Raw genomic sequence first — 25,257 nt, 5'->3', positions numbered from 1 at the left:
GCCACGCAGGGCGTCCGGCGCAAGAAAAATCAGCATGAGCGAAGCGAAGGATCTTTGCGGCTCCTCGTGGGATGCGCCCCATGATCGACCGCATCCTCTCCTTCTCGATCCAGAACCACTGGCTGGTGATCTTCGTCGCCATCGCCGTCGGTACGCTTGGCGCCTGGAACTTCACGCGGCTGCCGATCGACGCGGTGCCCGACATCACCAACGTGCAGGTGCAGGTCAACACCGTGGTGCCAGGCTACTCGCCGCTGGAGGTCGAGCAGCGCATCACCTTCCCGCTGGAAACGGCAATGGGCGGCCTGCCGAAGCTCGACCATACGCGCTCGCTGTCGCGCTACGGCTTGAGCCAAATCACCGTCGTGTTCAAGGACGGGACCGACATCTACTTCGCCCGCCAGCTCGTGAACGAGCGCATCCAGCAAGCGAAGGACAAGCTGCCGCCCGGCGTCGAGACCTCGATGGGACCGGTCTCGACCGGCCTCGGCGAGATCTACATGTACTCGGTCGAGGCCAAGCCCGGTGCGAAGCGGCCGGACGGTTCGCCCTACTCCGCCACCGAACTGCGGACGATCCAGGACTGGATCATCAAGCCGCAGCTCCGCACAGTGCCGGGCATCGTCGAGGTCAACACGATCGGCGGCTTCGAGCGGCAGTTCCACGTCCTGCCCGAACCCGCGAAGCTGATAGCCTACAGGCTCACCTTCCGCGACGTGATGGCGGCACTCGCCACCCACAACGCCAATGTCGGCGCGGGCTACATCGAGCGCAACGGCGAGCAGTATCTCGTGCGCACGCCGGGCCAGGTCAACGACCTCGAGGGCATCCGGGGCATCGTCGTGGGTTCACGCGGCGGCGTGCCGATCCGCATCGACGACATAGCCGAAGTGAAGGAAGGCCCCGAGCTGCGAACAGGGGCTGCGACGATCGATGGCAAGGAAGCGGTGATCGGCACCGCCATGTTGCTGATCGGCGAGAACAGCCGGACCGCGGCCCAGCGCGTCGCAGCGCGGCTCGCCGAGATTGAACGCTCCCTGCCCGAGGGTGTGGTCGCGCGCGCCTTCTACGACCGTACCAAGCTCGTGGACGCCACGATCCGGACGGTCGAGAAGAACCTGCTGGAAGGCGCGTTGCTGGTCGTGGTCGTGCTGTTCCTGATCTTGGGCAACTTCCGCGCGGCCTTCGTCACGGCCTGCGTCATCCCGCTGTCGATGCTCTTCACCATCACCGGCATGGTGGAGAACCATATCAGCGCCAACCTAATGAGCCTCGGCGCCATCGACTTCGGCATCATCGTCGACGGCGCCGTGATCGTGGTCGAGAACTGCCTGCGCCTGCTGGCGGAGGAACAGCACCGGCGCGGCCGCGTGCTCAATCGCCAGGAACGCTTCGCCGCGATCCTCGCCGGCTCGCGCGAAGTCATCAAACCGAGCCTGTTCGGCACCCTGATCATAGGTGTCGTCTACCTCCCGGTGCTTACACTGACCGGCGTCGAAGGCAAGATGTTCACACCGATGGCGCTTACCGTCCTGCTGGCGCTCACAGGCGCCGCCATCGCCTCGATGACGCTCGTACCGGCCGCGGTGGCGCTGCTGGTCACCGGCAAGGTGGCGGAAAAGGAGAACCTGTTCATGCGCGCCGCGCTGCGCCTCTATGCGCCGGTGCTCGACCAGGCGATCCGGCTGCGCGTCGCCGTGGTCGGGCTCGCGCTCCTCCTTGTCGCGATGAGCGGCGTAGCGACCTCGCGCATGGGCGGCGAGTTCATCCCCTCGCTCGACGAGGGCGACATCGCCATGCATGCGATGCGCATTCCCGGGACCAGCCTCAGCCAGTCGGTGCAGATGCAGGAGGCGGTCGAGAAGGCAGTCCTCGAATTCCCGGAGGTGAAGGAAGTTGCGGGAAAGATTGGCACGGCCGAGGTCGCCACCGATCCGATGCCGCCCAACGTCGCCGACACCTTCATCCTCCTGAAGCCGAAAAGCCAATGGCCCGATCCGAACCGGCCCAAGGCCGACCTGGTGGCGGCGATCGAGAAACGCGTCTCGGATGTGCCTGGCAACAACTACGAGTTCACACAGCCGATCCAGATGCGTTTCAACGAGCTGATCTCAGGCGTGCGCAGCGACCTCGGCATAAAAATCTTCGGCGACGATCTCGACACGCTGCTGAGCCTCGCCAACAAGGTGCAGTCGGTGGTCCAACGGGTTCCAGGCGCCGCCGACGTGCGCGCCGAACAGGTGAGTGGCCTGCCGATGCTAACCGTGAAGCCCAGCCGCGCCGCACTGGCCCGATACGGCGTCACCCTGGCCGAGTTGCAGGAGGTCGTCGAGATCGCGGTTGGCGGCAAGGAGGCCGGCCTGATCTTCGAGGGCGACCGGCGCTTCGACATCGTGGTGCGCCTGCCCGAGCATCTGCGCGTCGACCTCGAAGCGCTGGCCTCGCTGCCCATTCCCGTGCCGCTGGCGGCGGCGACGGCCGGAGACACCGGCCGTCGCGCGATCGTGCAGACCGGCAGTGGCGCGGCCGCGCCCTACGTGCCGCTGGCGGCGGTCGCCGCGATCGAGGCGGCGCCCGGTCCCAACCAGATCAGCCGCGAGGACGGCAAGCGCCGGGTCGTCGTCAGCGCCAATGTGCGCGACCGCGACCTCGGTTCCTTCGTGAGCGAAGTGCAGCGCCAGGTGACCGAGCAGGTGAAGCTGCCGCCCGGCTACTGGATCGGCTGGGGCGGCCAGTTCGAGCAGCTGGTCGGTGCCTCGCAGCGGCTGGCCGTGGTGGTGCCGGTAGCGCTCCTGCTGATCTTTGCCCTGCTCTGCATGAGCCTCGGCTCGATGGGCGATGCCACGCTGGTGTTCAGCGGCGTGCCGCTGGCGCTGACGGGAGGCATCGCGGCGCTTGCGCTGCGCGACATTCCGCTGTCGATCAGCGCCGGCGTCGGCTTCATCGCGCTGAGCGGCGTCGCGGTGCTGAACGGGCTGGTGATCATCTCGTTCATCCAGCGCCTGCGCGCCGAGGGCCTGACGATCGACCAGGCCGTGCGCACCGGCGCGACCAAGCGGCTGCGTCCCGTCCTGATGACGGCGCTGGTCGCCTCACTGGGCTTCGTGCCGATGGCGCTGGCGACCGGCGCCGGCGCGGAGGTGCAGCGGCCGCTCGCCACGGTGGTCATCGGCGGCATCCTGTCCTCCACCCTCCTCACCCTGGTCGTACTGCCGGCGCTCTACGCGCTGTTCCATCGAGACCGCATCCCCGCTCGACAACAAGGAGAGAGCATATGAAGAAGATCCTGATCCTGGCTTTTGCTATCCTCTGGGCCGGCGCCGCGACGGCGCAGCACACTCATGGCAGCACCAAGGGGCCGAACGGCGGCGTCGTGCAGGACGTGGCGGGCGTCCATGCCGAGTTGGTCATGGCAGGCAACACCGTCACCATCAACATCCTCGACGAGAACAACAGGCCCGCCGCCGCCAAGGGTTTTTCGGGCTCGGTGCTGATCGTCTCGGGCAGCGCGCGCGAATCCGTCCCGCTCGCCGCATCAGGCGACAATGCCCTGAAGGGCGAGGCCAGGTCTGCCATCCCCGCCGGCGCCACCGTCACGCTGGTGTTGAAGAACGCCACCGGCAAATCGGGCCAGGTGAAGTTCTGAGGCCACGGATGGACGGCGCGTCCGCGAGATGGCAGCCTGCAGGCACAATGGTCCGTCGCGGTGATGCCGCCTTTGCCCCGGATTGGGCGCGAACTCTGATCGACCCTCAGGCATTCGCCCACGAGCAGCGCTGCCTTGCCTACGCTTGGACGTTCCTTGGTTTCACCACGGATCTCGCGCAGGACGGCGACTGGTTCCGCGCCTCTCTGGCGACGCGATCGGTCTTCGTGCAGCGGTTCGGCGCCGAGCTGAAGGGCTTCGAGAATGTCTGCGCCCATCGCTTCTATCCGCTGCGCACGAAGGACAAGGGCAACGGACCCATCGTTTGCGGCTTTCATCACTGGCGATACGACAACGACGGCGCCGCCATCGGCATCCCGAAATGCCAGGAGAATTTCGGCACCGTGGCGCGCGCACTGGGCGCGCGTCTCAAGCCCATCGAGGTCGCGACCTGCGGCACGCTCGTCTTCGGCCGCTTCCCCGCCCCGGAGAAGCGCTGCTCGCTCGCGGACTTCCTCGGCCCCGGGTTCCCGATCCTCGAAACCCTGTCCCGCTCCACCCACAAGCCGCTTGCGCTTTCTCATGAGCTCGCGGCCAACTGGAAACTCGGGCTCCAGATCACCTTCGACGATTACCACACGGTTACCGTCCATCCGACGACCTTCGGCAAGACCGGCTATCTCGACCGCGAGAAGCTCACCTATGCCCGTTTCGGCGCCCACAGCGCTCTGGTCAACAGCGACCGGCCGCAGGTCTTCGAGAAGATTTCGGCGGCTTGTGCGGACGGCTCGTTTCGTCCGACCTGCTATTGCATCCTGCAGATCCTGCCGAACTTCCTCGTGGCGCTGTTCCGATCGGACGGCGACATCTTTCAGTGCTGCATCCAGCAATTCGTCCCTGTCGCGCACGACCGATCTCTCCTGCACGCCTGGGTCTATCCCGCGCCCTTTCCGGTGGAAGGACCCTGGCACGCGCGCTTGTGGCGCCACGCAAGCGATCCCGTTCGCAATCGCCTGGTCCTGCGCTATTCCCGCCGGGTCATCCGCGAAGACAACACGATCTGCGAGGGCGTTCAGGCGGTCGCGCACCAGATCGAGCGCGCGCCCTACCTCGCCGCCCTCGAGGAACGTATCGGCTGGTTCGAACAATCATGCCGGCAACTCGTGGCGGAGGGAGAGAGCATACTCGCAAGGACCGCCCCTGGATGAGCCGCCTACCCCTCACCGCACCGCAGTCTGGCCGGTGCGGGCACCAAACAGGTTGATCTTGCGATAGGCCGGATCGCCGGTGACTTCCCGTCCGACCCAGGGCGGTAGCGGGACATCGCAGTCGAGACGGGGGAGTTCGACCTCGGCCAGGATCACGTCCGCCATTACGCCATCGTAGGCGTCGACCTGCCAAGTGAAGTCGCGGTATGGCACGAAGGATCTGGTCTTGCTCAGGACATTGCCGTCGCAATGACGGGTCAGCAATTCCTCCGCATCCGCGAGAGGAATGGGATATTCAAACTCCGCATTCACGCCCGGCGCCTCGCGCGCCTTGACGGTAAGGGTCGCCTGCCCGTCGCAGATGCGCACCCGGACCTTGCGGCCGCCGGTCATGGCGACCAAACCGTCCCTCAGATGCTGCTCGCGAACGACGCTGGCGCGCCATTCCTCGCCGATGACGAGAAACTTGCGCTCGATTTCGATTCCCATGCGGGCGGGAGATAGGACCGCGGCGGCGCATCCGCAACGCGACAATATGCAGAACCGGTCCGCGTCCGCCGCCTAGGCCGATGCCTCGGAGGATGCCTCGGCCGGCTCCAGTGGTGGGAGGCTACCGCGGATCGGCGGAGAATCGAGCCATTTTCGCGCCTTGTCGCCATCCTTGAAGACACGCATTGGCCGCTTTGCGGCAGCCAGGATGCCGAGCACCCGCGAGATCTGCTCGTACTTGTCGTCCGGCAACACGACCGCCAGCGCGCCGTGGTCACGTTGCAGGACGTGCAATTCACGCATCCTTACGCCGATACCCAGCATCTCCTGCTCGCTCATGTCTGTGCAGCCACGGGTGCCATCGAAGAGCTTGCGATAGGGAAGTCCATTCGCCCCCACCAAAGCATCGACCATCTCTTTCACGTCGGCGAGATCGACCTTGCCGTCGCAGGTGACGGTGAAAAACTGCCGGCGCGAGTCGATGGTCCAGAATAGAGGCATGGGGTCTGGTTCACGGGGTGTCGAGGAGCGGCCGGACGGCGACGCCCGCTGGCTTGGCTCCGCAGCAAAGTCCCTATACCAGCCCGCCCTCCGCTGCAACCAGCGGTGGGCAAGCGCGTTGATAAACCTCGACACCGGACGAACTGGCCGGGTGCCCGAAGTGTAAAGTCTGGAGCTTGGGTTGAACGAGCCGGTGCGAAGTGTCGATCTCACGAACTGTGACCGTGAGCCCATTCACATTCTCGGTGCGATCCAGCCCATCGGCTTTCTGATCGCGTTGACCTCCGACTGGATGATTGCCCGTGTCTCGGCCAACATCGCAGACCATGTCGGCAGAGAGCCTGACGCGCTTCTCGGCAAGCCCCTGAACGCCCTGTTCGCGGGTCAGGCCATCCACGACCTGCGCAACCGGACCATCATGCTCCGGGGGGTCGATGCCGTGGAGAGGCTGTTCGATCTGGAACTTGTGGCCGGACGACCGAACTTCGACGTCGCCATCCACCTCTCCGAAGGCAACGTGGTGATCGAGGCCGAACCATCGTCGGGAGAGCATCGGGAGTCCACAGGCGTCGTGCGCTCCATGATCGCCCGCCTCGACCAGTGCGCCGATCTGCCGGCCTTCTTCCGGGAAGGCGCGCGCCAGGTGCGCGGCCTCACTGAGTTCGACCGGGTGATGGTCTATCGCTTCGCGCCCGATGGCTCGGGCGAGGTTGTAGGTGAGGCGTCCAAACACGGGATCGGAACCTTCCTGGGCCTCCGCTATCCGGCGAGCGACATCCCCCAGCAGGCACGCGAGCTCTACAAGCGCAACCTGCTGCGCGTCATCGCCGATGTGGACGCAAGTTCGGTGCCGATCCTGCCCTCGCTCGATCCGACGGGCCGGCCGCTCGACCTGTCGCTCTCGATGCTGCGCTCGGTGTCGCCGATCCACATCGAGTATCTCCGCAACATGGGCGTTCGTGCCTCCCTGTCGATCTCGATCATCGTCGACGGTCGCCTGTGGGGCCTTTTTGCCTGCCACCATTATTCGCCGCGCTGCCCGAGTTTCGAACGTCGTGCCGTCAGCGAACTCTTCTCGCAGATGTTCTCCATGCGGCTGGAGCGGCGGGAACGGCAAGAACACGTGGCCTACGAGCGGCGGGCGCGCGACGTATCGGACCAGCTCCTGGGCGCCATCGCCTCGAACGAGACGCTCCTGCAGGATCCAGACTGGCTGGCCGACATCCTGATGCGCGCCCTTCCGGCTGACGGCATGGGCGTCTGGATCGCCGGTTCCTATGCCTTTTCTGGCGTCACCCCGCCCACCGACGAGTTCCGCCGCATTATCCGGGCGTTGAACGGCACCGCGGCCGGCAAGGTTTTCGCGACCGACCACATCGGCTCTATTCTCGACGGTGCCGGCTCGTTCGCCTCGACGGCGGCCGGACTGCTCGCGATCCCGATCTCCCGCTCGCCGCGGGACTATGTCGTGCTGTTCCGCTCCGAACTGGTCCGCGCCGTACGATGGGGAGGAGACCCGCACAAACCGGTCGAGTTCGGGCCGAACGGACCCCGGCTGACCCCGCGCCAGAGCTTCGAGGAGTGGAAGGAGCTGGTGCAGGGCAAGTCGCAACCCTTCAGTCCGGCCGAGCTGCGTGTCGCGGAGACGCTGCGCGCGACCCTGATCGAAGTGGTGCTGCGCCTGGCAGACGAGGCAACGGCCGAGCGCCAGCAGGCCAGCGCCCGGCAGGAGCTGTTGATCGCCGAACTGAACCACCGGGTACGCAACATATTGGGCGTTATCCGCGGCCTGATTCGTCAGTCTCAGCCGCCCGAGGATCCGGCTGGGGCGCAGGCGATCCGCGACTTCGTGCGACTGGTCGACGGCCGCATCCACGCCCTTGCCCGTGCCCACAACCAGATCACCGACGATCATTGGGGACCGGCACCGATGCAGGCACTCATCGATGCCGAGACGGCAGCGATCGTCGGCGACAAGGAACGTCTGACCTCGGAGGGCAAGCCTCTTCTGCTCAAGCCGCAGGCCTATTCGACCCTGGCACTGCTGCTGCACGAGCTCGTCACCAATTCGACCAAGTACGGCAGCCTCTCCGTGCCGACCGGTCGCACGCGACTCGGCTGGCACCTCGATCCACGGGGCGACCTCATTCTCCAATGGTCCGAGAGCGACGGCCCCCCGGTGAAACAGCCACGCCGCAAAGGCTTCGGCACGACGATTATCGAACGCTCGATCGCTTACGATCTCGGCGGTGCAGCCGAGGTGAATTATGCCCTCAAAGGTATTACCGCCACCTTTCGAATCCCGGCGCGCCATGTCGTCGAGCCCAAGCCGGGCTACGCGGGGCCCGCCCGCTACAAGCGCTCGGCACCGGGCCATCCCCAGGCGCCTCCCAGCCAGATCCTGAAGGGCCAGTCGGTCTTGCTGGTCGAGGACAGCCTGATCATCGCCCTCGATGCCGAGGACATCCTCTACCGGCTGGGTGCCGACAGCGTGGTGACCGCAGCGACCATCGAGGCGGCGCTCGACGCCATCGAGCACGCGTGCCCCGCGCTCGCCCTGCTCGACATCAATCTGGGCGACCGCAACAGCTTCCCGATCGCCCACCGCCTGCACGATCTCGGCATCCCGCTGTTCTTCGCCACCGGCTACGGCGAACAGGCACAGCTCCCGATGGAACATCGCAGCCGTATCGTGGTGCAGAAGCCATACACACTCGAGGCGGTGGCGCGGGCCGTCTACGAACTGATCGGCGAACCGGCGCCGGCGGAGGGGACGGCAGCGGCAAGGCCTGATACAAGGGCTGATGGAAGCACGTCGACACTCCGATGAAGGCCGGCGCGTCGCCGCCCTCCGGGCGTACGACATTCTGGACACACCGCGCGAGGAAGAGTTCGACGAGGTCGTCCGCGTCGTCAGCGCGATCTGTGGCACGCCGATCTCGGTCATCAACCTGATCGACAGCGAGCGACAATGGTTCAAGGCCGAGATCGGCCTCGGCGTGCGCGAGACGCCCCTGCCCGCGTCGATCTGCTCGCACGCGATCCTGCAGCCTGACCTGTTCATTGTGCCCGACACGCTGGCGGATCAGAGATTTTCCGACAATCCGCTGGTGACCGGCGATCCTCGCCTGCGCTTCTACGCTGGCGCGCTCCTCAAAACGCCGGAAGGTCTGCCGCTCGGCACGATCTGTGTCCTCGACTACAAGCCGCGCGATCTCGACGAGAACCAGAAGGCACTGCTGCGCCTGACCGCGCGGCAGATCATGAAGATGATGGAATTGCGCCGCCTGAATGCGGCGGAACGCATCGCGCGCGAGCGGGCCGAGACCCACGCTGAGGCGACCACCGCCCGGCTGGCGCATGCCAACCGTGAGTCGGATTTGCGTGAACAGTTCATCGCCGTGCTGGGGCACGACCTGCGCAACCCGCTGGCCTCGATCCAGGCCGGCGCCCAGTTGGTCAAGCGCGGCAAGCTCACGCTCGACGAGATGCTGCAGCTCACCCAAGGCAGCATCTCGCGCATGTCGGCCTTGATCGACAACATCCTCGACTTTGCGCGGGGCCGGCTGGGCACCGGTATCGACCTCGCACGCACCGAGGTCCTGCTCACGCCCACTCTGACGCAGGTGGTCGACGAGTTGCGCGCCGCGGCACCCGACCGCCGTATAGCCGCCAACATCGCGATGAGCGAGAGCGTCTTCTGCGACCCCGGTCGCATCGGTCAGCTTCTCTCCAACCTGCTCGGCAACGCCGTCGTCCATGGCGCACCCGGAACGCCGATCGACGTCGAGGCGAAGGTGAAGGACGGCACCTTCGAACTCAGCGTGCGCAATGCCGGCGACCCGATTCCCGACGCGGCCCTGGCCAAGCTGTTTCAGCCCTTTTTCCGCGGCGAAGCCCGCCCCAGCCAGCAGGGTCTGGGCCTTGGCCTCTACATCTGCAGCGAAATCGCCCGTGCGCATGGCGGCACCCTCACCGCCTCCTCCACACCGGAGGCGACAACGTTACTCTTCAGGATGCCGGTCAAAGCGGAATTCTAGGACGCACGCCACGAATGCCGGCCGGCTGCCTCCGGATTGCCCCACCTCCCCCACAGCCGCTACAAGGGCCCGCAGCAAAAATCAGGGAAACGGCATGACGGGTGTGAAGGCGGCGAAGGTCGAGCGGCGCGGCGACTATGGATGGTGGATGCCGGTCTCGAGCCGCTGGTCGGACTGCGACGCCTACGGCCACGTCAACAACGCCGTCTACTACAACTGGTTCGACACGTCGCTCACCACACTCGCCATCGAGCGAGGCATCCTGCGCGCGCCGGGCCAGACCTCGATCGGGCTCTGCATCGCCAGCGGCTGTGAGTTCCTCGCGCCGGTCGACTTTCCCCAGACGGTGGATGTCGGCATCCGCCTCGGGCGCATCGGCAACAGCTCGCTGCGCTACGAACTCGCGATCTTCGCGCGCGACAGCGAGGCGCCGGCTGCCGTGGGTCACTTCGTCCATGTCTATGTCGATGCCGCCACGCGTAAGAGTGTCGCGCTGACAGAGGCGCAAAAGGCGGCGGTGGCAGACCTGCTCGCGGGCTGACGCCGACCTGACCCGTACCGAACGAGCGTCATTCCGCCGCCACGAAGCTTGATGAAGATCAAGGCTCGGGCACGCGCCCGGCCCGAATATGGGGACCTGTCTCGGGGAGAGCCCAGTGTCGGTCGGATCGCCGTTCAACTTCTTCCAGGAATACTGGATCGATGCCTGGCAGCGATCCGTCCTGACACTGGAGGCCCTGCGCGAGCGCGGGAACACCTTCGTCGAGCGCAGTGCGGCGGACGTCCCGCATGTGCTGGGCTTCGCCTTCGAACCGATCCTCGATGGCCGCAGCCTTCCGCGACCCGTGAACTATTTTCTCATCAGGATCGTGCCACCCGAGGGCACGATCATCGATCCCGCCAAGCCGCCATTCGTGGTCGTCGATCCGCGCGCAGGGCACGGCCCGGGCATTGGCGGCATGAAGCAGGACAGCGAGATCGGCGTCGCCCTGGCAGCTGGCCACGCCGCCTACTTCGTGGGCTTCCGGCCCGAACCCGAGCCGCAGCAGACGATCGAGGATGTCTGCCGAGCCGAGGCGGCTTTCCTTGAGGCCGTCGCCGCGCGCCATCCCGAGGCCGAAGGCAAGCCGGTCGTCGTCGCCAACTGCCAGGCCGGCTGGCAGATCATGATGACGGCAGCCATCTGCCCCGACCTATTCGGACCCATCCTGCTGGCGGGATCGCCGCTTTCCTACTGGGCCGGCGTGCATGGCCGCAATCCGATGCGCTACCTCGGCGGCACTCTGGGCGGGACCTGGCTGACTGCGCTGGCGGGCGACCTCGGCAACGGCATCTTCGACGGCGCCTACCTGGTCGGCAATTTCGAATCGCTGAATCCCGCCAACACGTACTGGGACAAGCCCTTCAATCTCTACTCGAAGGTCGATACGGAAACGACGCGCTTCCTCGACTTCGAGACCTGGTGGGGCAGCCCCGTCCTGCTCAATGCCGGTGAGATGCAGTGGATCGCCGACAATCTCTTCGTCGGCAACAAGCTCACGTCGGGCGAGATCGGCACCTCGGACGGCACCCGGGTCGACCTGCGCAACATCCGCTCGCCGATCATCGTGCTGTGCTCATGGGGCGACAACATCACACCGCCGCAGCAGGCGCTGGGTTGGATCACCGACCTCTACCGCCACGAGGACGAGATCGTCGCTAACGGCCAGACGATCGTCTACACGTTGCACCAGACGATCGGGCATCTCGGCATCTTCGTCTCGGGCAAGGTCGCGACCAAGGAGCATGCCGAGTTCGCCTCCTGCATGCAGATGATCGATCTGTTGCCGCCGGGCCTCTACGAGGCGGTGATCTCCGAGATCGACGCCACGACGGCCAATCCCGGCCTGATCCACGGCAAGTACCTGTTCCAGTTAGAGGCGCGGACGCTAGACGACATCTGCAAGTTGGGCGGCAACAGCGAGGAGGACGAGCAGCGCTTTGCCACCGTCTCGCGCGTTTCGGAGGTCACTCACGGCCTCTACCGGACCTTCGCCCAGCCAGCGGTGCGAGCAATGACCACACCACAATCGGCCGAATTACTGCGCGCCACCAACGCCCATCGCCTGCGCTTCGCAGCCTTCTCCGATCGCAATCCCGCGATGGCGCCAGTCAAGCCTCTGGCCGACTATGTGCGTGCTCACCGCGAACCCGTGTCGCCGGCCAATCCACTGCTCACCCTGGAGAAGGTGACCTCCACCTGGATTTCGACATGCCTTGAAAGCTACCGGCTCGCCCGTGACGCGATGACCGAGGCCATGTTCCTCGGGACTTACGGATCGCCGGGCCTGCAGGCGGCGGTCGGGCTTGCGGCAGGCACCGCGCCGGCCCGCCGGCAGATCGGCCGCGATCTCGCGCGCGAAGTCATCGCCGGCCGCTGGCGCGCCGAACTGGAGACTCGTTTCGAAGTCGGCGGCCTGCCAGAGGCCGTGGTACGTGCCCTGATGCATGTCCGCCTGCCGAGCCGGACGGTCGATGAGCGTGGCTTCGCGGTGCTGCAGGCGGTGCGGCAGATCCTGCCCGCCAATCGCCGCATCGGCTTCGACGAACTGAAGCAGCTCTTCCGCGACCAGTATCTGCTGGTGCGGCTCGACGAGGAGCGCGCAATTCGCGCCATCCCCAAGCTGCTCCCCGACGACCCGGAGCTGAGGGCTGCCGCGTGGCAGGTCGTTCAGGACATCCTATCGGCCTCCGGCAGCCTGACGCCGGAGGAGCAAAGCCTCATGCAGCGGTTGGAGCCCATGTTCGTTGGCGCACGCACGCTGCCGCAGGAGAATCAGGATGCCTGACGCCACGCCGCCGACCGAGGGTCCGCGCGAGAAATACGACCGGCTGATCGCGGTCGCACGCGCCCATCCGCCGCTGGCCACGGCCGTGGTCCATCCCTGCGACGAGGTCTCGCTGGAGAGCGCCGTCGAGGCGGCGCGCGAAGGCCTGCTCGCCCCCATCCTGGTCGGCCCGCCCGCCCGCATCCATGCCGTCGCTGCCAAGGCATCGCTCGACATCGATGCCTTCGAGATCGTCGAATCGGCCCACAGTCACGATTCGGCTGCCAAGGCGGTCGAGCTCGTGCGCTGCGGCCGCGCCGAGGCACTGATGAAGGGCAGCCTCCACACCGACGAGCTGATGGGCGCCGTCGTTTCGGGTGCGACGGGCATCCGCACGGCGCGGCGCATCAGCCACTGCTTCGTCATGGACGTGCCGCGGCACCAGCAAGCGCTGATCATCTCCGACGCCGCCGTGAACATCGCACCGACGCTCGAGGATAAAGTCGACATCGTGCAGAACGCCATCGACCTCGCGCATGCCCTCGGCATCGCCCAGCCGCGCGTCGCAATCCTGAGCGCCATGGAGACGGTGAACCCCAAGGTCGGCTCGACCATCGAAGCCGCCGCTTTGTGCAAGATGGCCGATCGCGGTCAGATCACCGGCGGTGTCCTCGACGGCCCCCTCGCGCTCGACAATGCGATCAGCCTCCAAGCGGCATCCATCAAGAACATCGCCTCGCCGGTCGCCGGCCGCGCCGACGTGCTGATCGTTCCCAATCTCGAAGCCGGCAACATGCTGGCCAAGAGTCTCACCTTCCTGGCCGGGGCCGACGCCGCCGGGATCGTGCTCGGCGCGCGCGTGCCGATCATCCTGACCAGCCGCGCCGATTCGCTGACCACGCGACTCGCCTCCTGTGCCGTCGCGTCGCTGGTCGCGGCCGCGCGCCGGGCCAGTGCGGCCACGGCGATCGCCTGAGGATTTCCATGACCGAGCAGATCCGGCCCGTCCTCTCGGGCAAGAAGGCCCTCATCGTCGGCATCGCCAACGACCAGTCCATCGCCTATGGCTGCGCCCGGGCGTTCCGCGAGGCCGGCGCCGATCTCGCCGTCACCTGGCTGAACGAGAAGGCGCGGCCCCATGTCGAGCCGCTGGCGCACGATCTCGCCGCGGAGATCACCGGCCCGCTCGACGTCGCGGTGCCGGGCCAGCTAGAGGCGGTGTTCGACGATGTCGCCAGCCGCTGGGGGCAACTCGACATCATGGTCCATTCGATCGCCTTCGCTCCGATGGCCGATCTGCGCGGCGGCCTGCTCGACTGTTCGGCCGAAGGCTTCGCCAAGGCGATGGACATTTCCTGCCATTCCTTCATCCGGATGGCGCGCCTCGCGGCGCCGCTCATGAAGGAGGGCGGCACCATGTTCGCCATGAGCTATTACGGCGCCAACCGGGTCGTGCCGAACTATAACGTCATGGGACCAGTAAAGGCCGCGCTCGAGGCGGCCTGCCGCTACCTCGCCTACGAGCTCGGGCCCCGGCGCATCCGCGTCCATGCAATCTCGCCCGGCCCGCTCAAGACCCGCGCCGCCTCAGGACTGAAGGATTTCGAGCTGCTGCTGAACGAGGCCGCCCACAAGGCACCGCTGGGCGAGCTCGTGGACATCATGGATGTCGGCTACACCTGCGCCTATCTCGCAACGCCCTTCGCCCATCGCGTGACCGGCGGCACCGTCTATGTCGACGGCGGCGCCAGCATCGTCGCCTGAGCCCAACCCATGAGCGAAACCCCATGAGCGAGACCGGCTGCATCGCCGTCCTGAACGCTGGCTCTTCCAGCATCAAGTTCGCGCTCTACGACTCCGGCGCCGACGGTGCCCTGCTCTATCGCGGACAAATCGAGCGCATCGGCGTCGGCCCCCACCTCGAGGTCCGAGACGCCGCGGGCAAGGTCGTGGCCGAGAAGAGATGGTCGGACGACGCGCTCGACCATCACGGCGCCACCACCGAGATCATGGCGCACGGCCAGGAACTGCTCGCCGGCCGGCCGGTCCTCGCCTTCGGCCATCGCGTGGTGCATGGCGGCACGAAGTTTGCGACCCCCGTCCGCATCGACCGGGCCATCGTGTCGGAGCTCGAGGCGCTGGTGCCGCTGGCGCCGTTGCACCAGCCGCACAATCTGGCGCCGATCGAGGCGATCATGGAGGCGGCGCCGCACCTGCCGCAGATCGCCTGTTTCGACACCGCGTTCCACCGCACCCAGCCGATGCTCGCACAGGAATTCGCCCTGCCGCGCGAGCTGACCGCGGGCGGCGTGCGGCGCTATGGGTTTCATGGGCTGTCCTACGACTTCGTCACGAGCCGCCTGCGCGCCACCCAACCGGCGCTGGCGCAGGGCCGCCTCATCATCGCCCACCTCGGTAATGGCGCCAGCCTGTGCGCCACAAGGGACGGGCGCAGCGTCGCCAGCACGATGGGCTTCACGGCGCTCGACGGGCTGATGATGGGAACCCGCGCCGGCGCGCTCGACCCCGGCGTAATTCTCTATCTGGCACAACAGCGCGGCATGAGCTTTGCGGCGATCGAGGATCTCCTCTATCGCAAATCGGGCCTGCTCGGCGTGTCGGGCATCTCCTCCGACATGCGGACCCTGCGCGCCTCGACCGAGCCTATGGCGCGCGAGGCCATCGACCTTTTCGTCTATCGCATCGTCCGCGAGATCGGCTCCCTCGCCGCCGCCCTGGGCGGCATCGACGGCATCGTGTTCACGGCCGGCATCGGCGAGAACGATGCGGCCACGCGGGCCGAGATCGTCGAGGGCTGCCGCTGGCTCGGCGTAACGCTCGACTCTGCACGCAACGGCGTCGGCGGGGAGCGAATAAGCGCAGACGGATCGGCGGTGTCCGCCTGGATCGTGCCGACCGACGAGGAACGCATGATCGCGCACTACACGCGGGCGGCGCTGGCCCAGGGCTGACCGTCAGATCCGTCGATAAGTGGCGTGGAGGATCGAGAAGGGGATGCCCGCGCGACCTGCACTGCCACGCACCATCACCACCCGTTCGTCGATGCGGTAGAACCAGTCGTTGAAGTTGAGCAGCATCGACTTGTCGCCACCTCCGCTCTGGGGCGTGTCGCGTGTGTAGCGCCAATGAAACGCACAGCCCGCCCGGTCGCCCTCGGCTTCGCCTTCGACCTGCGGCTCATGTCCCGAGTAACGACCCGAGGCGAGCTTCACGATGCGCCAGGTGAGCGTGTCCTGTCGTCCATCGTCGAAGGTCCAGGTTTCGAGAAAGGTGAGAACCTGCGCCGTCTCGTCCCACGTGCCACGCGCCTTGACGGTGAAGCGCTGCTGCAGGCCGCCCGTCACGCGCTCGACTACGCCCCAACCTTCCAGATCGCCGGCGAGATAGGTTTCGGGAAGCAATTCCGGCGAGGTGCCGTCAAAATCCTTGATGTCCATCAACGCCAACGGCTGAAGGTCACGGCCGTTCCATTGGCGCCGTTCACCTCGACAGGAAGTCGTACCCCCGCGATCGATACGATTCCTCCTTGGACCAAGCGGATCGCGCGGTCGGAAAAGCGTTGCGTGAAGACGATGGCGACCGCCGCCCCCAGAAGCGCGACGGCGGCATAGAGCGGGAATTGCGGCGCAAGCTGCTGGCCCGCCAGCAACGCGCCGGCGAGACCCGTGATCGAGTCGCCCAGCCCAGCACGATCAGCGCCGGCGCCATGAGCACGCCGCGGATCATGGCGGCGTAGAGGCCGGCCGGCAACGCAATCAGCCCGCCGACGAAGGCTGCCGGCAGCGACGCTACGGCCAACGCCAGCAACCGGTGCCCGTCGATCAGTCCCAGCGCATGCAGTCGCCACGTCGTGCAGGACGCAACCACGATGTTCATGGCGAGCGCGTCGGGCCGCAGCCGGTCGACCGGCACGCCCGAGACGCCATCACGGCCGAAATGGCGAGAAGAGCGAGCGCAGCGAGCGCAGCGAGCGCAGCGAGCGCAGCGAGCGCAGCGAGCATCGATACAGGTGTGTGGACGACGTCAACCGGACTGTCGTCGCACGATTAGCATTCGATGCCGTGACGGATGATTTATCGCCATCGCTCGCATAAGGTCTGCGTTCTCTGGGAGTTTGCTCATGAGTCTGCGTCGCCTTGCCTTTTTGCTGCTCTGCCTCATCCTCGTCGCCGTTTTTGCGAGGGCCCAGCAGCCGTTCACCGTCGTGGCGGCGGTGTCGGCCGATCCGGGGCACCTCAATCCCGCGATCACCACCGGATCGCCCACGCATGCGGTGGCCGATTCGCTCTTCAACGGGCTGGTCGCGCTCGACGAGAAAGGCGAGCCGCGGCCCGACCTTGCGCTCCGCTGGCAGATTTCGGAGGACGGCACGCGCGCCCGTTTCGAGCTGGCGCCGAATGCAAAGTGGCACGATGGCCGCGCCGTGACGGCTGACGACGTGAAGTTCACTTTCGAGAACGTCCTGCTGAAACATCATGCGCGGACCCGCGGCAGCCTCGGAGCGGTGCTCGACACGGTCGAGGTGCTGGGCCCGACCAGCCTCGAGTTCCGACTGAAGCGACCCTATCCCGCACTGATCCAGCAGCTCGACGTCACCGAGGCGCCCATCCTGCCGCGCCACGTCTATGGCGAGGGCGAGATCGAGAAGAACCCGGCGAACCTCAGGCCGGTCGGCTCCGGGCCCTATCGCTTCGAGAGCTACGCCAAGGACGATCGCATCGTGTTGGCGCGCAACGGCGACTATTTCAAGCCGGGCCTGCCCGAGGTCGACCGGCTGGTGTTCCGCGTCATTCCCGACGGCGCCACGCAGGCGCAGGCACTAGCCGCGGGCGAGGTCGATTTCGTGGGCCGGGTCGCCCCCAACGAGATCGCGCGGTTGCAGCGCTCGGGCAAAGCGACGACCGCCGACGTGCGCTTCGGTCCGGGCGGCGGCAACTGCATCATGACGCTGGGCTTCAACCTCGACCGGCCGGCGCTGCAGGCCCGCGAGGTCCGCGAAGCCTTCGCCGCCGCGATTGATCGCCGCCAGTTCGTCGAGCGCATCTTGCTCGACCATGGCCGGGTGGCCGACGCCCCCATCTCCAGCGGCATTCGGTGGGCCCATGCCGCCGGCAGCTTCCCTGCGTCATTGTTCGACCCGGCGCGGGCACGCGCGCTGCTCGACCAGGCCGGCCTCAAACCCGACGCGCAGGGAGTACGTCTTTCGGTCGAGCTGGTGCAGTTCGCGAGCTTCGGCCGCTATGCCGATCTGCTGCGCGAGCAGTTGGACGCGGTCGGCATAAGGGTTCAGCCGCGGCTGGTCGATCCGGCGGCGATGGTCGACGCGGTGTTCCGCCGCCGTGCCTTCGACCTCACCCTGGTCTCCTATTGCAACGGCACCGATCCGGAGATCGGCGTAAACCGCATGTATCTCTCCAGCAACATCGGCAACATCCCCTTCTCCAACGCCGCGGCCTATCGCAATCCCAAGGTCGACGAGCTCATCGCCGCCGCCGGCGCCACCATCGACCGCGAGCGCCGCGTTGTTTCCTATCGAGCGATGCAGGACATCGTGGTGAAGGACCTTCCCTATGTCTGGCTGGTGGAGACGGACTTCACCGCCGCTTGGCGTAACGAGCTGATCGGATTCGCCCCCTGGAGCGGCCAGTTCGCCGAACGCGCGGCACGCCGCTGAGGAATTTTGCCGCTCGCCATCGCAGGGCGGCACCGTAAGAAAATTTCACAGCTTGTGAATACAGGCGCGATTGCCATAATTGCGCGAATGTCCGCGGAGCAATCCCCGTCACGAATCCGCGCCTTCGTCTTGGCGGCGGCGCTGTTCGCGGTGACCCTGGCGATCCTGCAGCCGCTCTCCCACGCGGTGATGCTGCGGATGGGCGGACCCGAGGCCACCCCCGGCCTCTGGGAAGCGATCTGCCAGACAGGGACGGAAGGCCGATCCGACCAGTCGGATCGGCCGACGGCCAAGGTCCACGAGTGCTGCTTCGGCCTCGCGCATGCGCCCGTCCTGATCGGCCCGACAGTCGCGCCCGTCCTCGTGGCCCGCGCGTCCGAGTCCGGCCCGGTCGCGTTGCACCATCATCATCCGACAACCGGCGCGATTCGCGATGGTCCCCAGCAGCCACGAGCACCGCCTCTCCTCGATTGATCCGGTCCGACGGCACGCAGCGCCTCCGCCGCACGCCGAACCCTGTCAATCGAAGGAAACTCAATGTTGTCGATCCGCAAGGCGGCGGCCGTCGCCTGCCTGGGCGTCGTGCTTTCGCCCGAACTCGCCCGTGCCCAAGACCCGACGCCAACCGCTCCCATGGACCTGCCGCCCGTCGTCGTGTCGGCGACACGATCGGAGCGCACGGTCGCAGACCAGCCGATGAGCGTCACCGTCGTGGAGAAGGAGCAGATCGAGGAGACGCCGGGCAACGCCCTCGACGACGTGCTGCGCACGACGGTCGGCATCAACCTGCCGTTCCTCGCCAGCTACCAGATCCATCCCGGCGGGAATTCGTTCTCGATGCGCGGCCTGGGCGGCATTCGAGCCCTCGTCATGCTGGACGGCGTGCCGCTCAACGATCCGTTCTTCGGCTACGTACAGTGGAGTCGCGTGCCGATGGAGAACATCGAGCGCGTGGAGGTCGTGCGCGGCGCCAGCGCCTCCCTGTGGGGCAACTATGCGATGGGCGGCGTCGTCAACATCATCACCCGCAAGCCGGGTGACAAGAGCACCTACACAGCAAGCGGCGGCGGCGGAAGCTACGGCACCTATCGCGGCAACGGCTCGGCCGATATCGTGATGTCGGACGAGGTCAAGGTCAGGGCCAATTTCAACGCTTGGGGCACCGCGGGCTTCAACCAGATTCAGCCGGCCTACGGCCCGATCTTCGTGCCAACCTCCTTCAATGCGCTGACCGGCCAGTTTGCCGCCTATTTCGACCCCGATCCCACGCTAAGCGCCAATTTCAGGGTCAACGTGTTCAGTGAGAACCAGGTCCTGCGCACGTCGCTGCTGAGCAACAACCAGCAGGTCTACGACCTGGCTGGCAACGTGACCAAGAAGCTGGGATGGGCCGACCTCACCGTCACCGCCTTCCACGAGCAGAGCCGGCTCGTCAGCAACACCACCGCGACGCCGGCTGGTACCGCCTTCGGACAAGGCGAGTACACACAGGGCATCCTCACCACGCCCGTCTGGTCGACCGGTGCCTCGGCGCAACTGTCGGGGCGAGTGAACGATGTGGTGCGCCAGGCAAGTATCGGAGTCGACTTCCAGCAGATCGCGGGCTCCGACACCGCCAACATCCTGAATCAGGCGGGCAGCCAGATTCGCACCGATATCGGCGCAGGCAGCCAGCGCTTCCTCGGCATCTTCGGCCAGCTCGACATCTATCCGGTCGACTCGGTCGAGGTCCTTCTCAGCGCCCGGTTCCAGAACTACCAAAACTTCGACGGTTTCGACGGCCTGCCCAGCGGGCAGGGCGTCGTGCCCAACAGCTCGCAGAACAGCTTTGACCCCCGGCTGTCGGTGATGTGGAAGGCGACCCCGAATGTCGCCCTCCGGGCCGCAGCCTACAGCGCCTTCCGCGCGCCCAACCTCGACAATCTCTACCGCGCCTTCAGCACGACCTCGCTCATCTTCCTTCCGAACTCTCAACTGACGCCCGAGCGGCTGAAGGGTGCCGAGGCAGGCTTCGACGCCAAGTTCGGCAAGGTGAGCGGTCAGTTCACGGCCTTCTACCAGGAGCTCACCAACCTAATCACCTTTCGAACACTCCCGGCCGCCCAGCTCCCACCAGGCTTCTTCTTCGGCACGCAGAACATCAATGCCGGCAAGGCAGTCGTGCAGGGCATCGAGTTGCAGGCCGCCTGGCAGATCATGGACGGGCTCAAGCTCGACGCAAACTACACGACCGTCAGCTCGATCATCGTCGACAACCAGTACGACCCTGCGAGCATCGGCAAGGAGCAGGCGGGGATCCCGACGCAGCAGGCGGCGGCAACGCTCAGCTATGCCGATCCGCGCGGCTGGCGCGCGGCCGCCCGCTTCCGCTGGATAGGCCAGTCCTGGGGCGACAACGCCAACACCATGCCGCTCGACAGCTTCACGGTGTTCGACGTTTCCGCGGGCTACCGATTCAAGGGGGTCGAGGCGTTCGTTGACGTCCAGAACCTGTTCAACGCCTACTATATCGCCGACAATTCAGGCTTCGCGCCACCGCAGCAGGGAACACCCTTCTCGATCTTCGCTGGCCTGAAGGCCCGGTTCTAGGGGATGAGCGGGCCGGGTGATTTCAGGCAGACATCGACTAGACTGGTCGGCATGAGTTCTTCCTGGTCCGCCTCCTTCCTCCTCGCTCCCTCTCCCGCATCACCGGTACGTCGCTAGGGCGGGGGCTGGGTCGCGATGGGCCGCTATCTGTTGCGGCGCCTCCTGCAGGTGCCGGTCGGGCTCGCCATGGTGGGGTCGCTCGCCTTCCTGCTGATCCATCTCGCGCCGGGCGGTCCGGTGACGGCGTTGAGCGGCGAATATGCGACGGCCGAGATTCGGCAGGAGATCGAGAACCGCTACGGACTCGACCGGCCGCTGGGCGAGCGCTACCTCGCCTGGGCGGGTGCGGTCCTGGCGGGCGATCTCGGCCGCTCCTACCTACACAAGGCGCCGGTCGCCGACGTGATCCTCGAACGATTGCCCGCCACCCTCTCGATCGTACTGCCGGCCGCCCTGCTGTCGCTGCTGGTGGGTGGGGCGATCGGCCTCCTGTCGACGCGGCCGCCCGGTGCGCAGCGGCACCTGCTCGCGCCGATGCTGGCGCTGGTCGGTCACATGATGCCGACCTTCTGGATCGCCCAGGGGATGGTGCTGCTGTTCGCGCTGAACCTCGGCTGGTTCCCGGTGCAGGGTCTCGACGATCCGCGCCTCGCGGCTCCGGGCTGGAGCGACCGGTTGCGCCATCTCGTGCTGCCGGTGACCACTCTGGTAATCCACCAGCTCGCGATGATGGCACTGATCCTGCGCGCGGCGCTGCAGGCGGAAGTCGCGCGGCCCTACATGACGACCGCGCTCGCCAAGGGGCTCGGCTTCCCGGCAGCGCGGCGGCGTCATGCGCTGGTCAACGCATTGCATCCGGTGCTCGCCGTTATGGGTGGCCGCATCGGCGCGACCTTCGTGGGCGCCATCGCCGTCGAGACGGTGTTCGCCCTGCCGGGGCTCGGCCGGCTGATCGTCTCGGCGGCGATCAACCGCGACCATCCGCTGCTGCTCGGCATCGCGCTCTCGGTCTGCGCGGTGGCGATGCTGGGCAACCTCGCGACCGACCTGATGATGAACCGCCTCGATCCGCGAATGGCGATCGACCGCGACGAAGCGGCCCATGCGGCCTGAAACGCCACTCGCCCCGTCAAGTCGCCACGCCGCCCGCTGGGGGCTCGCCCTGTTGGCGCCACCGTTGCTGCTGGCAGTGCTGGCGCCACTGTTCGGCAAGCTCGCGGTCGGTCCGATGCTCGCCGCCCCGAGCCTCGCCCATCCATTCGGCACCGACGATCTCGGCCACGACCTGCTCGCCTTGCTGGCGCAGGGCGCACGCGTCTCCTTCGAGGTCGGCGGATACGCGACCGCGCTCGCGATGGGCCTTGGCATCGCGCTCGGCCTCGTAGCAGCATTCGGCGGACGGCTCGCCGACGATCTGGTGATGCGCAGTGCCGAACTCACGGTGACGGTGCCGCCGCTGCTGCTGGCCATCGTCATGGTTGGCCTATTCGGCACCGGCAACGTCCTGACGGCCCTGGCGCTCGGGATCGGCAGTTGGCCGATGGTTGCCCGGGTCGTGCGCGCCGCCGCCTACGGCCTGCGCGGCCAGCCGCATGTCACGGCCGCCCGGGCGCTCGGCGTCTCGCGCGCGAAGATCGCGCTACGCCATGTGCTCCCCGCGATCCTGCCGCTCGCTTTGTCGCTAGTCGGTGTGCTGTTCAGCGGAGCGGTCCTGGCCGAGGCGACGCTCTCGTTCGTCGGCCTGACCGATCATACGACGCCGGGTTGGGGCCATATCATGGCCCATGCCGGCCCCTATCTTCGCGACGCTTGGTGGATGTGGCTGTTCCCCGGTGGATTTCTGGTGATGACGACGGCCGGCGTCGCGCTGGTCGCGGACTCGGTCTGAGCAGGGCGTTCTTCGGCAGGCCGCAGGTTTGGCAGCTCGCGCGGTCGAACCGAATCTCGCGTCGGGAAAAAGACATGAAGCGCTCGCAGCAGCGCGGGCAACGGAACTCGAAATAGCCGTAAGTGCCGAGCGCCGCGCCGAGGAAGCACAGGCCCGCGCCCCACGGACGATGCCAGACGAACAGGCTGAGACACGCGCCTGACGTCAGCGCGACGATCATGAGGACCCGGGCCCGCCGGTCTCCCCATGCCTTCACGTAACGGTCGGCCTCGTTCATGGCGCGGCCCCCGCACCGGCCTTCGGCAGGCGAAGGTTGACGCACAGGCCGCCGAGGGGCGCCGTCGCGAAATTGAGGCTGCCGCCGTAGAGGTCGACCAGTTCGCGCGTGATCGACAGGCCGAACCCAAATCCTGGCGCGGTCTCGTCGAGCCTCTGTCCCGGCTTCAACAGATGCGTGACCTGTTCGGGTGACAGGCCCGGCCCATCGTCATCGATCTGCAACAGCACCCAGCGCCCTTCGGCGACGGCGCGCGCCGTCACCGACGTCGTGCTCCACTTGAAGGCGTTGTCGAGCAGGTTGCCTGCGATCTCGTCGAAATCCTGCGGTTCACAGGCCACCGCCAGTCCGCCCGGAATGTCTGCGGTGAAGGCGATGGCGCGCCCAGCGTGAACCTTGGCGAGAACGTTGCCCAGGTCGGCGATCGCCGGGGCAAGCGGCGTCTGCGAACGCGTCGGCCCGGCGAGCGCCGCGGCCCGCGCGCGACCGAGGTGATGGCGGATGCGCCGCTCCATCAGGTCGACGAGTTCGGCGAGCTTCCGCCGGTCCTCGCTGCCACCGTCGCCGCCGGCCGATAGTGCGACACCGAGCGTCGCCAACGGCGTCTTGAGCCCGTGCGCCAGGTTGGCGACATGCGCACGCGCACGCTCCAGATTGGCGGCGTTCTGTTTCAGCAGCGCATTCAGCTCGGAGACCAGCGGCCGCACCTCCGCGGGCTGCTCCTCGGGCACCGTCGCCCTCCGTCCGGTACGCACCTCGGCGATGGCGCCGCGCAGCCGGTCGAGCGGACGCAGGCCCAGCCGCACCTGCAGCACGATGGCCAGCAGGAGCGCAGCCCCCAGCACGAGCAGCGACAGGCCGAGCGTCACCATCGCCTCGCGCAACGGGCCCATCACAGCGGCGCGCGGTGCGGTGGCGACGATTTCGACCGGCACGCCATCGATCACGACATGCTGGATCCGGTAATGCAGTGCCTCGCCGCCCGGACCGGGTCCATCGGCCAGACGCGGCGGCGGTACCGCGCGTGGCGGCGGTGGCGGCGATCCCGTGCGATCAGGCGGCGGCGGAGGGGGTGGGGGCAGCGGCAGGCCCGAGACGTCGAGCGTATCGTCGCCGAGCGCGCGCGATCGCAGCAGGTTGCGCAGGCCGCTCACCTGCCAGTACCAACCGCGGCCCGGCCGATCGAAGGGCGGGCCGTCGGCGCTGCCGTCGAGTGAGAGGTCGCCGTCCGCCGCGACACGCACCGTCGAGGCCAGGAAGTTGACTTGCGTATCGAGGCGCTGGTCAATCTGGCCCTGCACGAAGCGATGCACCACGAAACCGATGACGATGGCGGCGATGGCCAGCGCCAGGACGACGAACACCGCGGCGCCGAGCAGTAATCGTCGGCCGAGCGAGGCGTCGGCCTTCACGGCGGCGTCGCCGCGGTCAGACGATAGCCACGGCCGCGCACCGTCTCGATCGCGTCGCGGCCGATCTTGCGGCGTAGGCGCGCGACGATAACCTCGAGGGAATTGGAATCCGTGCCGACATCGCCCTGATAGACCTTCTCGGTGAGATCGCCGCGCTCCACCACCACGTCCTTGCGCAGGATCAGGCATTCGAGCACCCGCCATTCCAGCGCCGTGAGCTTGAGCGGCAATCCGTCGAGTTCGAATACGCCGGTCTGCGCGTCGAAGGAGACCGGGCCGCACTCGATGCGCGGCGTCGCGTGACCGGTCGAGCGCCGCACCAGCGCGCGCAGGCGCATGATCAGCTCCTCGACGCGGAAGGGCTTGGTTAGATAGTCGTCGGCGCCGGCCTTGAAGCCGTCGACCTTCTCGGTCCAGCCGCCACGCGCCGTCAGGATCAGCACCGGCAGCTGGCGGCCGGCCTTGCGCCAGGCGCGCAGTACCGTGGCGCCCGGTATCTTGGGCAGACCGAGATCGAGCACGGCCACGTCATAGGCTTCGGTCTCGCCCATATGTTGACCGTCGAGCCCGTCGGCCGCGATGTCGACGGCGAAGTTCTCGGCGCGCAGCGCGCGCGCGATCAGTTCGGCGAGCGGCGCGTCGTCTTCGACGAGGAGGACCTTCATGGCATTCCCGCTTCAGGCCAGTGGCTCATGCCTTCCGAGT

At 66.9% G+C, this 25,257-nt stretch carries 21 protein-coding genes; 15 read left to right on the top strand and 6 right to left on the bottom strand.

Annotated elements, in window-relative coordinates; genetic code table 11:
* Window positions 1-80: 80 nt before the first annotated feature.
* The 3 genes from ACT6UX_RS05850 to ACT6UX_RS05840 are packed head-to-tail and all read left to right on the top strand — an operon-like array spanning window position 81 to window position 4,854.
* A complete protein-coding gene (locus ACT6UX_RS05850) occupies window positions 81-3,278 on the top strand; it encodes an efflux RND transporter permease subunit (protein ID WP_444774204.1) in 3,198 nt (1,065 codons plus the stop codon).
* Window positions 3,275-3,646, top strand: a complete 372-nt coding sequence (locus ACT6UX_RS05845; protein ID WP_444774203.1) for a hypothetical protein — start codon at window positions 3,275-3,277, stop codon at window positions 3,644-3,646. The genes ACT6UX_RS05850 and ACT6UX_RS05845 overlap by 4 nt, the downstream gene beginning before the upstream one ends.
* Before the next feature lie 47 nt (window positions 3,647-3,693).
* Window positions 3,694-4,854, top strand: coding sequence for an aromatic ring-hydroxylating oxygenase subunit alpha (locus ACT6UX_RS05840; RefSeq protein ID WP_444774202.1), 1,161 nt, complete (start codon window positions 3,694-3,696; stop codon window positions 4,852-4,854).
* 12 nt (window positions 4,855-4,866) lie between these two features.
* On the opposite strand, the gene ACT6UX_RS05835 is transcribed toward ACT6UX_RS05840, so the two are convergent.
* On the bottom strand, window positions 4,867-5,343 hold the full coding sequence (locus ACT6UX_RS05835) for a CYTH domain-containing protein (RefSeq protein ID WP_444774201.1): 477 nt from the start codon (window positions 5,341-5,343) through the stop codon (window positions 4,867-4,869).
* A 72-nt stretch (window positions 5,344-5,415) separates the two neighbouring features.
* Window positions 5,416-5,844 (bottom strand): STAS/SEC14 domain-containing protein, encoded by a 429-nt coding sequence (locus tag ACT6UX_RS05830; protein WP_444774200.1) that lies wholly within the window; start codon window positions 5,842-5,844, stop codon window positions 5,416-5,418.
* A 181-nt stretch (window positions 5,845-6,025) separates the two neighbouring features.
* Between ACT6UX_RS05830 and ACT6UX_RS05825 the strand changes: the two genes are divergently transcribed.
* The 7 genes from ACT6UX_RS05825 (at window position 6,026) to ACT6UX_RS05795 (ending at window position 15,663) form a co-directional block, all read left to right on the top strand.
* Entirely contained in the window at window positions 6,026-8,674 is a 2,649-nt protein-coding gene (locus ACT6UX_RS05825) for a GAF domain-containing protein (RefSeq protein WP_444774199.1), read from the top strand.
* On the top strand, window positions 8,649-9,884 hold the full coding sequence (locus ACT6UX_RS05820; RefSeq protein ID WP_444774198.1) for a GAF domain-containing sensor histidine kinase: 1,236 nt from the start codon (window positions 8,649-8,651) through the stop codon (window positions 9,882-9,884). Before ACT6UX_RS05825 ends, ACT6UX_RS05820 begins: the two co-directional genes overlap by 26 nt.
* A 94-nt stretch (window positions 9,885-9,978) precedes the next feature.
* Window positions 9,979-10,425: an acyl-CoA thioesterase gene (locus ACT6UX_RS05815; RefSeq protein ID WP_444774197.1), complete on the top strand. Its 447-nt coding sequence runs from the start codon at window positions 9,979-9,981 to the stop codon at window positions 10,423-10,425.
* A gap of 115 nt (window positions 10,426-10,540) precedes the next feature.
* The gene (locus ACT6UX_RS05810; RefSeq protein WP_444774196.1) at window positions 10,541-12,712 is read left to right on the top strand and encodes a DUF3141 domain-containing protein; all 2,172 of its coding nucleotides are present in this window, start codon (window positions 10,541-10,543) and stop codon (window positions 12,710-12,712) included.
* Window positions 12,705-13,667 (top strand): phosphate acetyltransferase, encoded by a 963-nt coding sequence (locus tag ACT6UX_RS05805; RefSeq protein ID WP_444774195.1) that lies wholly within the window; start codon window positions 12,705-12,707, stop codon window positions 13,665-13,667. Before ACT6UX_RS05810 ends, ACT6UX_RS05805 begins: the two co-directional genes overlap by 8 nt.
* Before the next feature lie 8 nt (window positions 13,668-13,675).
* Entirely contained in the window at window positions 13,676-14,455 is a 780-nt protein-coding gene (fabI, locus tag ACT6UX_RS05800) for an enoyl-ACP reductase FabI (RefSeq protein WP_444774194.1), read from the top strand.
* Window positions 14,456-14,478: 23 nt separating this feature from the next.
* On the top strand, window positions 14,479-15,663 hold the full coding sequence (locus tag ACT6UX_RS05795) for an acetate/propionate family kinase (protein WP_444774193.1): 1,185 nt from the start codon (window positions 14,479-14,481) through the stop codon (window positions 15,661-15,663).
* Between the two features lie 3 nt (window positions 15,664-15,666).
* Here ACT6UX_RS05795 and ACT6UX_RS05790 read toward each other — a convergent pair whose 3' ends face one another.
* Both ACT6UX_RS05790 and ACT6UX_RS05785 read right to left on the bottom strand, forming a co-directional pair.
* Complete coding sequence (locus tag ACT6UX_RS05790; RefSeq protein ID WP_444774192.1) at window positions 15,667-16,149, bottom strand: DUF3833 family protein; 483 nt, start codon at window positions 16,147-16,149, stop codon at window positions 15,667-15,669.
* A gap of 43 nt (window positions 16,150-16,192) precedes the next feature.
* The gene (locus ACT6UX_RS05785) at window positions 16,193-16,624 is read right to left on the bottom strand and encodes a hypothetical protein (protein WP_444774191.1); all 432 of its coding nucleotides are present in this window, start codon (window positions 16,622-16,624) and stop codon (window positions 16,193-16,195) included.
* Window positions 16,625-16,832: 208 nt separating this feature from the next.
* On the opposite strand from ACT6UX_RS05785, the gene ACT6UX_RS05780 reads away from it, so the two are divergent.
* The 5 genes from ACT6UX_RS05780 to ACT6UX_RS05760 all read left to right on the top strand — a co-directional run bounded on the left by ACT6UX_RS05780 (window position 16,833) and on the right by ACT6UX_RS05760 (window position 22,863).
* Entirely contained in the window at window positions 16,833-18,386 is a 1,554-nt protein-coding gene (locus ACT6UX_RS05780) for an ABC transporter substrate-binding protein (RefSeq protein ID WP_444774190.1), read from the top strand.
* An 87-nt stretch (window positions 18,387-18,473) separates the two neighbouring features.
* Window positions 18,474-18,860, top strand: coding sequence for a DUF2946 family protein (locus tag ACT6UX_RS05775; RefSeq protein WP_444774189.1), 387 nt, complete (start codon window positions 18,474-18,476; stop codon window positions 18,858-18,860).
* Window positions 18,861-18,923: 63 nt separating this feature from the next.
* Window positions 18,924-20,975 (top strand): TonB-dependent receptor, encoded by a 2,052-nt coding sequence (locus ACT6UX_RS05770; protein WP_444774188.1) that lies wholly within the window; start codon window positions 18,924-18,926, stop codon window positions 20,973-20,975.
* Window positions 20,976-21,110: 135 nt separating this feature from the next.
* Entirely contained in the window at window positions 21,111-22,088 is a 978-nt protein-coding gene (locus tag ACT6UX_RS05765; RefSeq protein WP_444774187.1) for an ABC transporter permease, read from the top strand.
* Entirely contained in the window at window positions 22,078-22,863 is a 786-nt protein-coding gene (locus ACT6UX_RS05760; RefSeq protein WP_444774186.1) for an ABC transporter permease, read from the top strand. Before ACT6UX_RS05765 ends, ACT6UX_RS05760 begins: the two co-directional genes overlap by 11 nt.
* Window positions 22,864-23,136: 273 nt before the next feature.
* On the opposite strand, the gene ACT6UX_RS05755 is transcribed toward ACT6UX_RS05760, so the two are convergent.
* Complete coding sequence (locus ACT6UX_RS05755; RefSeq protein WP_444774185.1) at window positions 23,137-24,552, bottom strand: sensor histidine kinase; 1,416 nt, start codon at window positions 24,550-24,552, stop codon at window positions 23,137-23,139.
* A complete protein-coding gene (locus ACT6UX_RS05750) occupies window positions 24,549-25,217 on the bottom strand; it encodes a response regulator (protein WP_444774184.1) in 669 nt (222 codons plus the stop codon). Before ACT6UX_RS05750 ends, ACT6UX_RS05755 begins: the two co-directional genes overlap by 4 nt.
* Window positions 25,218-25,257: the final 40 nt, after the last annotated feature.

Source organism: Reyranella sp. (genome assembly GCF_052439685.1).
Taxonomy (GTDB): domain Bacteria; phylum Pseudomonadota; class Alphaproteobacteria; order Reyranellales; family Reyranellaceae; genus Reyranella.
The sequence above is the reverse complement of the archived record's forward strand: the minus strand, read 5'-3'. Positions and strand labels throughout refer to the sequence as shown.

Coding starts and splice junctions, on each gene's coding strand:
- ACT6UX_RS05850 (WP_444774204.1), top strand. CDS start 81: ATGATCGACCGCATCCTCTCCTTCTCGATCCAGAACCACTGGCTGGTG.
- ACT6UX_RS05845 (WP_444774203.1), top strand. CDS start 3,275: ATGAAGAAGATCCTGATCCTGGCTTTTGCTATCCTCTGGGCCGGCGCC.
- ACT6UX_RS05840 (WP_444774202.1), top strand. CDS start 3,694: ATGGTCCGTCGCGGTGATGCCGCCTTTGCCCCGGATTGGGCGCGAACT.
- ACT6UX_RS05835 (WP_444774201.1), bottom strand. CDS start 5,343: ATGGGAATCGAAATCGAGCGCAAGTTTCTCGTCATCGGCGAGGAATGG.
- ACT6UX_RS05830 (WP_444774200.1), bottom strand. CDS start 5,844: ATGCCTCTATTCTGGACCATCGACTCGCGCCGGCAGTTTTTCACCGTC.
- ACT6UX_RS05820 (WP_444774198.1), top strand. CDS start 8,649: ATGGAAGCACGTCGACACTCCGATGAAGGCCGGCGCGTCGCCGCCCTC.
- ACT6UX_RS05815 (WP_444774197.1), top strand. CDS start 9,979: ATGACGGGTGTGAAGGCGGCGAAGGTCGAGCGGCGCGGCGACTATGGA.
- ACT6UX_RS05805 (WP_444774195.1), top strand. CDS start 12,705: ATGCCTGACGCCACGCCGCCGACCGAGGGTCCGCGCGAGAAATACGAC.
- fabI (WP_444774194.1), top strand. CDS start 13,676: ATGACCGAGCAGATCCGGCCCGTCCTCTCGGGCAAGAAGGCCCTCATC.
- ACT6UX_RS05795 (WP_444774193.1), top strand. CDS start 14,479: ATGAGCGAGACCGGCTGCATCGCCGTCCTGAACGCTGGCTCTTCCAGC.
- ACT6UX_RS05790 (WP_444774192.1), bottom strand. CDS start 16,149: ATGGACATCAAGGATTTTGACGGCACCTCGCCGGAATTGCTTCCCGAA.
- ACT6UX_RS05780 (WP_444774190.1), top strand. CDS start 16,833: ATGAGTCTGCGTCGCCTTGCCTTTTTGCTGCTCTGCCTCATCCTCGTC.
- ACT6UX_RS05775 (WP_444774189.1), top strand. CDS start 18,474: ATGTCCGCGGAGCAATCCCCGTCACGAATCCGCGCCTTCGTCTTGGCG.
- ACT6UX_RS05770 (WP_444774188.1), top strand. CDS start 18,924: ATGTTGTCGATCCGCAAGGCGGCGGCCGTCGCCTGCCTGGGCGTCGTG.
- ACT6UX_RS05765 (WP_444774187.1), top strand. CDS start 21,111: ATGGGCCGCTATCTGTTGCGGCGCCTCCTGCAGGTGCCGGTCGGGCTC.
- ACT6UX_RS05760 (WP_444774186.1), top strand. CDS start 22,078: ATGCGGCCTGAAACGCCACTCGCCCCGTCAAGTCGCCACGCCGCCCGC.
- ACT6UX_RS05750 (WP_444774184.1), bottom strand. CDS start 25,217: ATGAAGGTCCTCCTCGTCGAAGACGACGCGCCGCTCGCCGAACTGATC.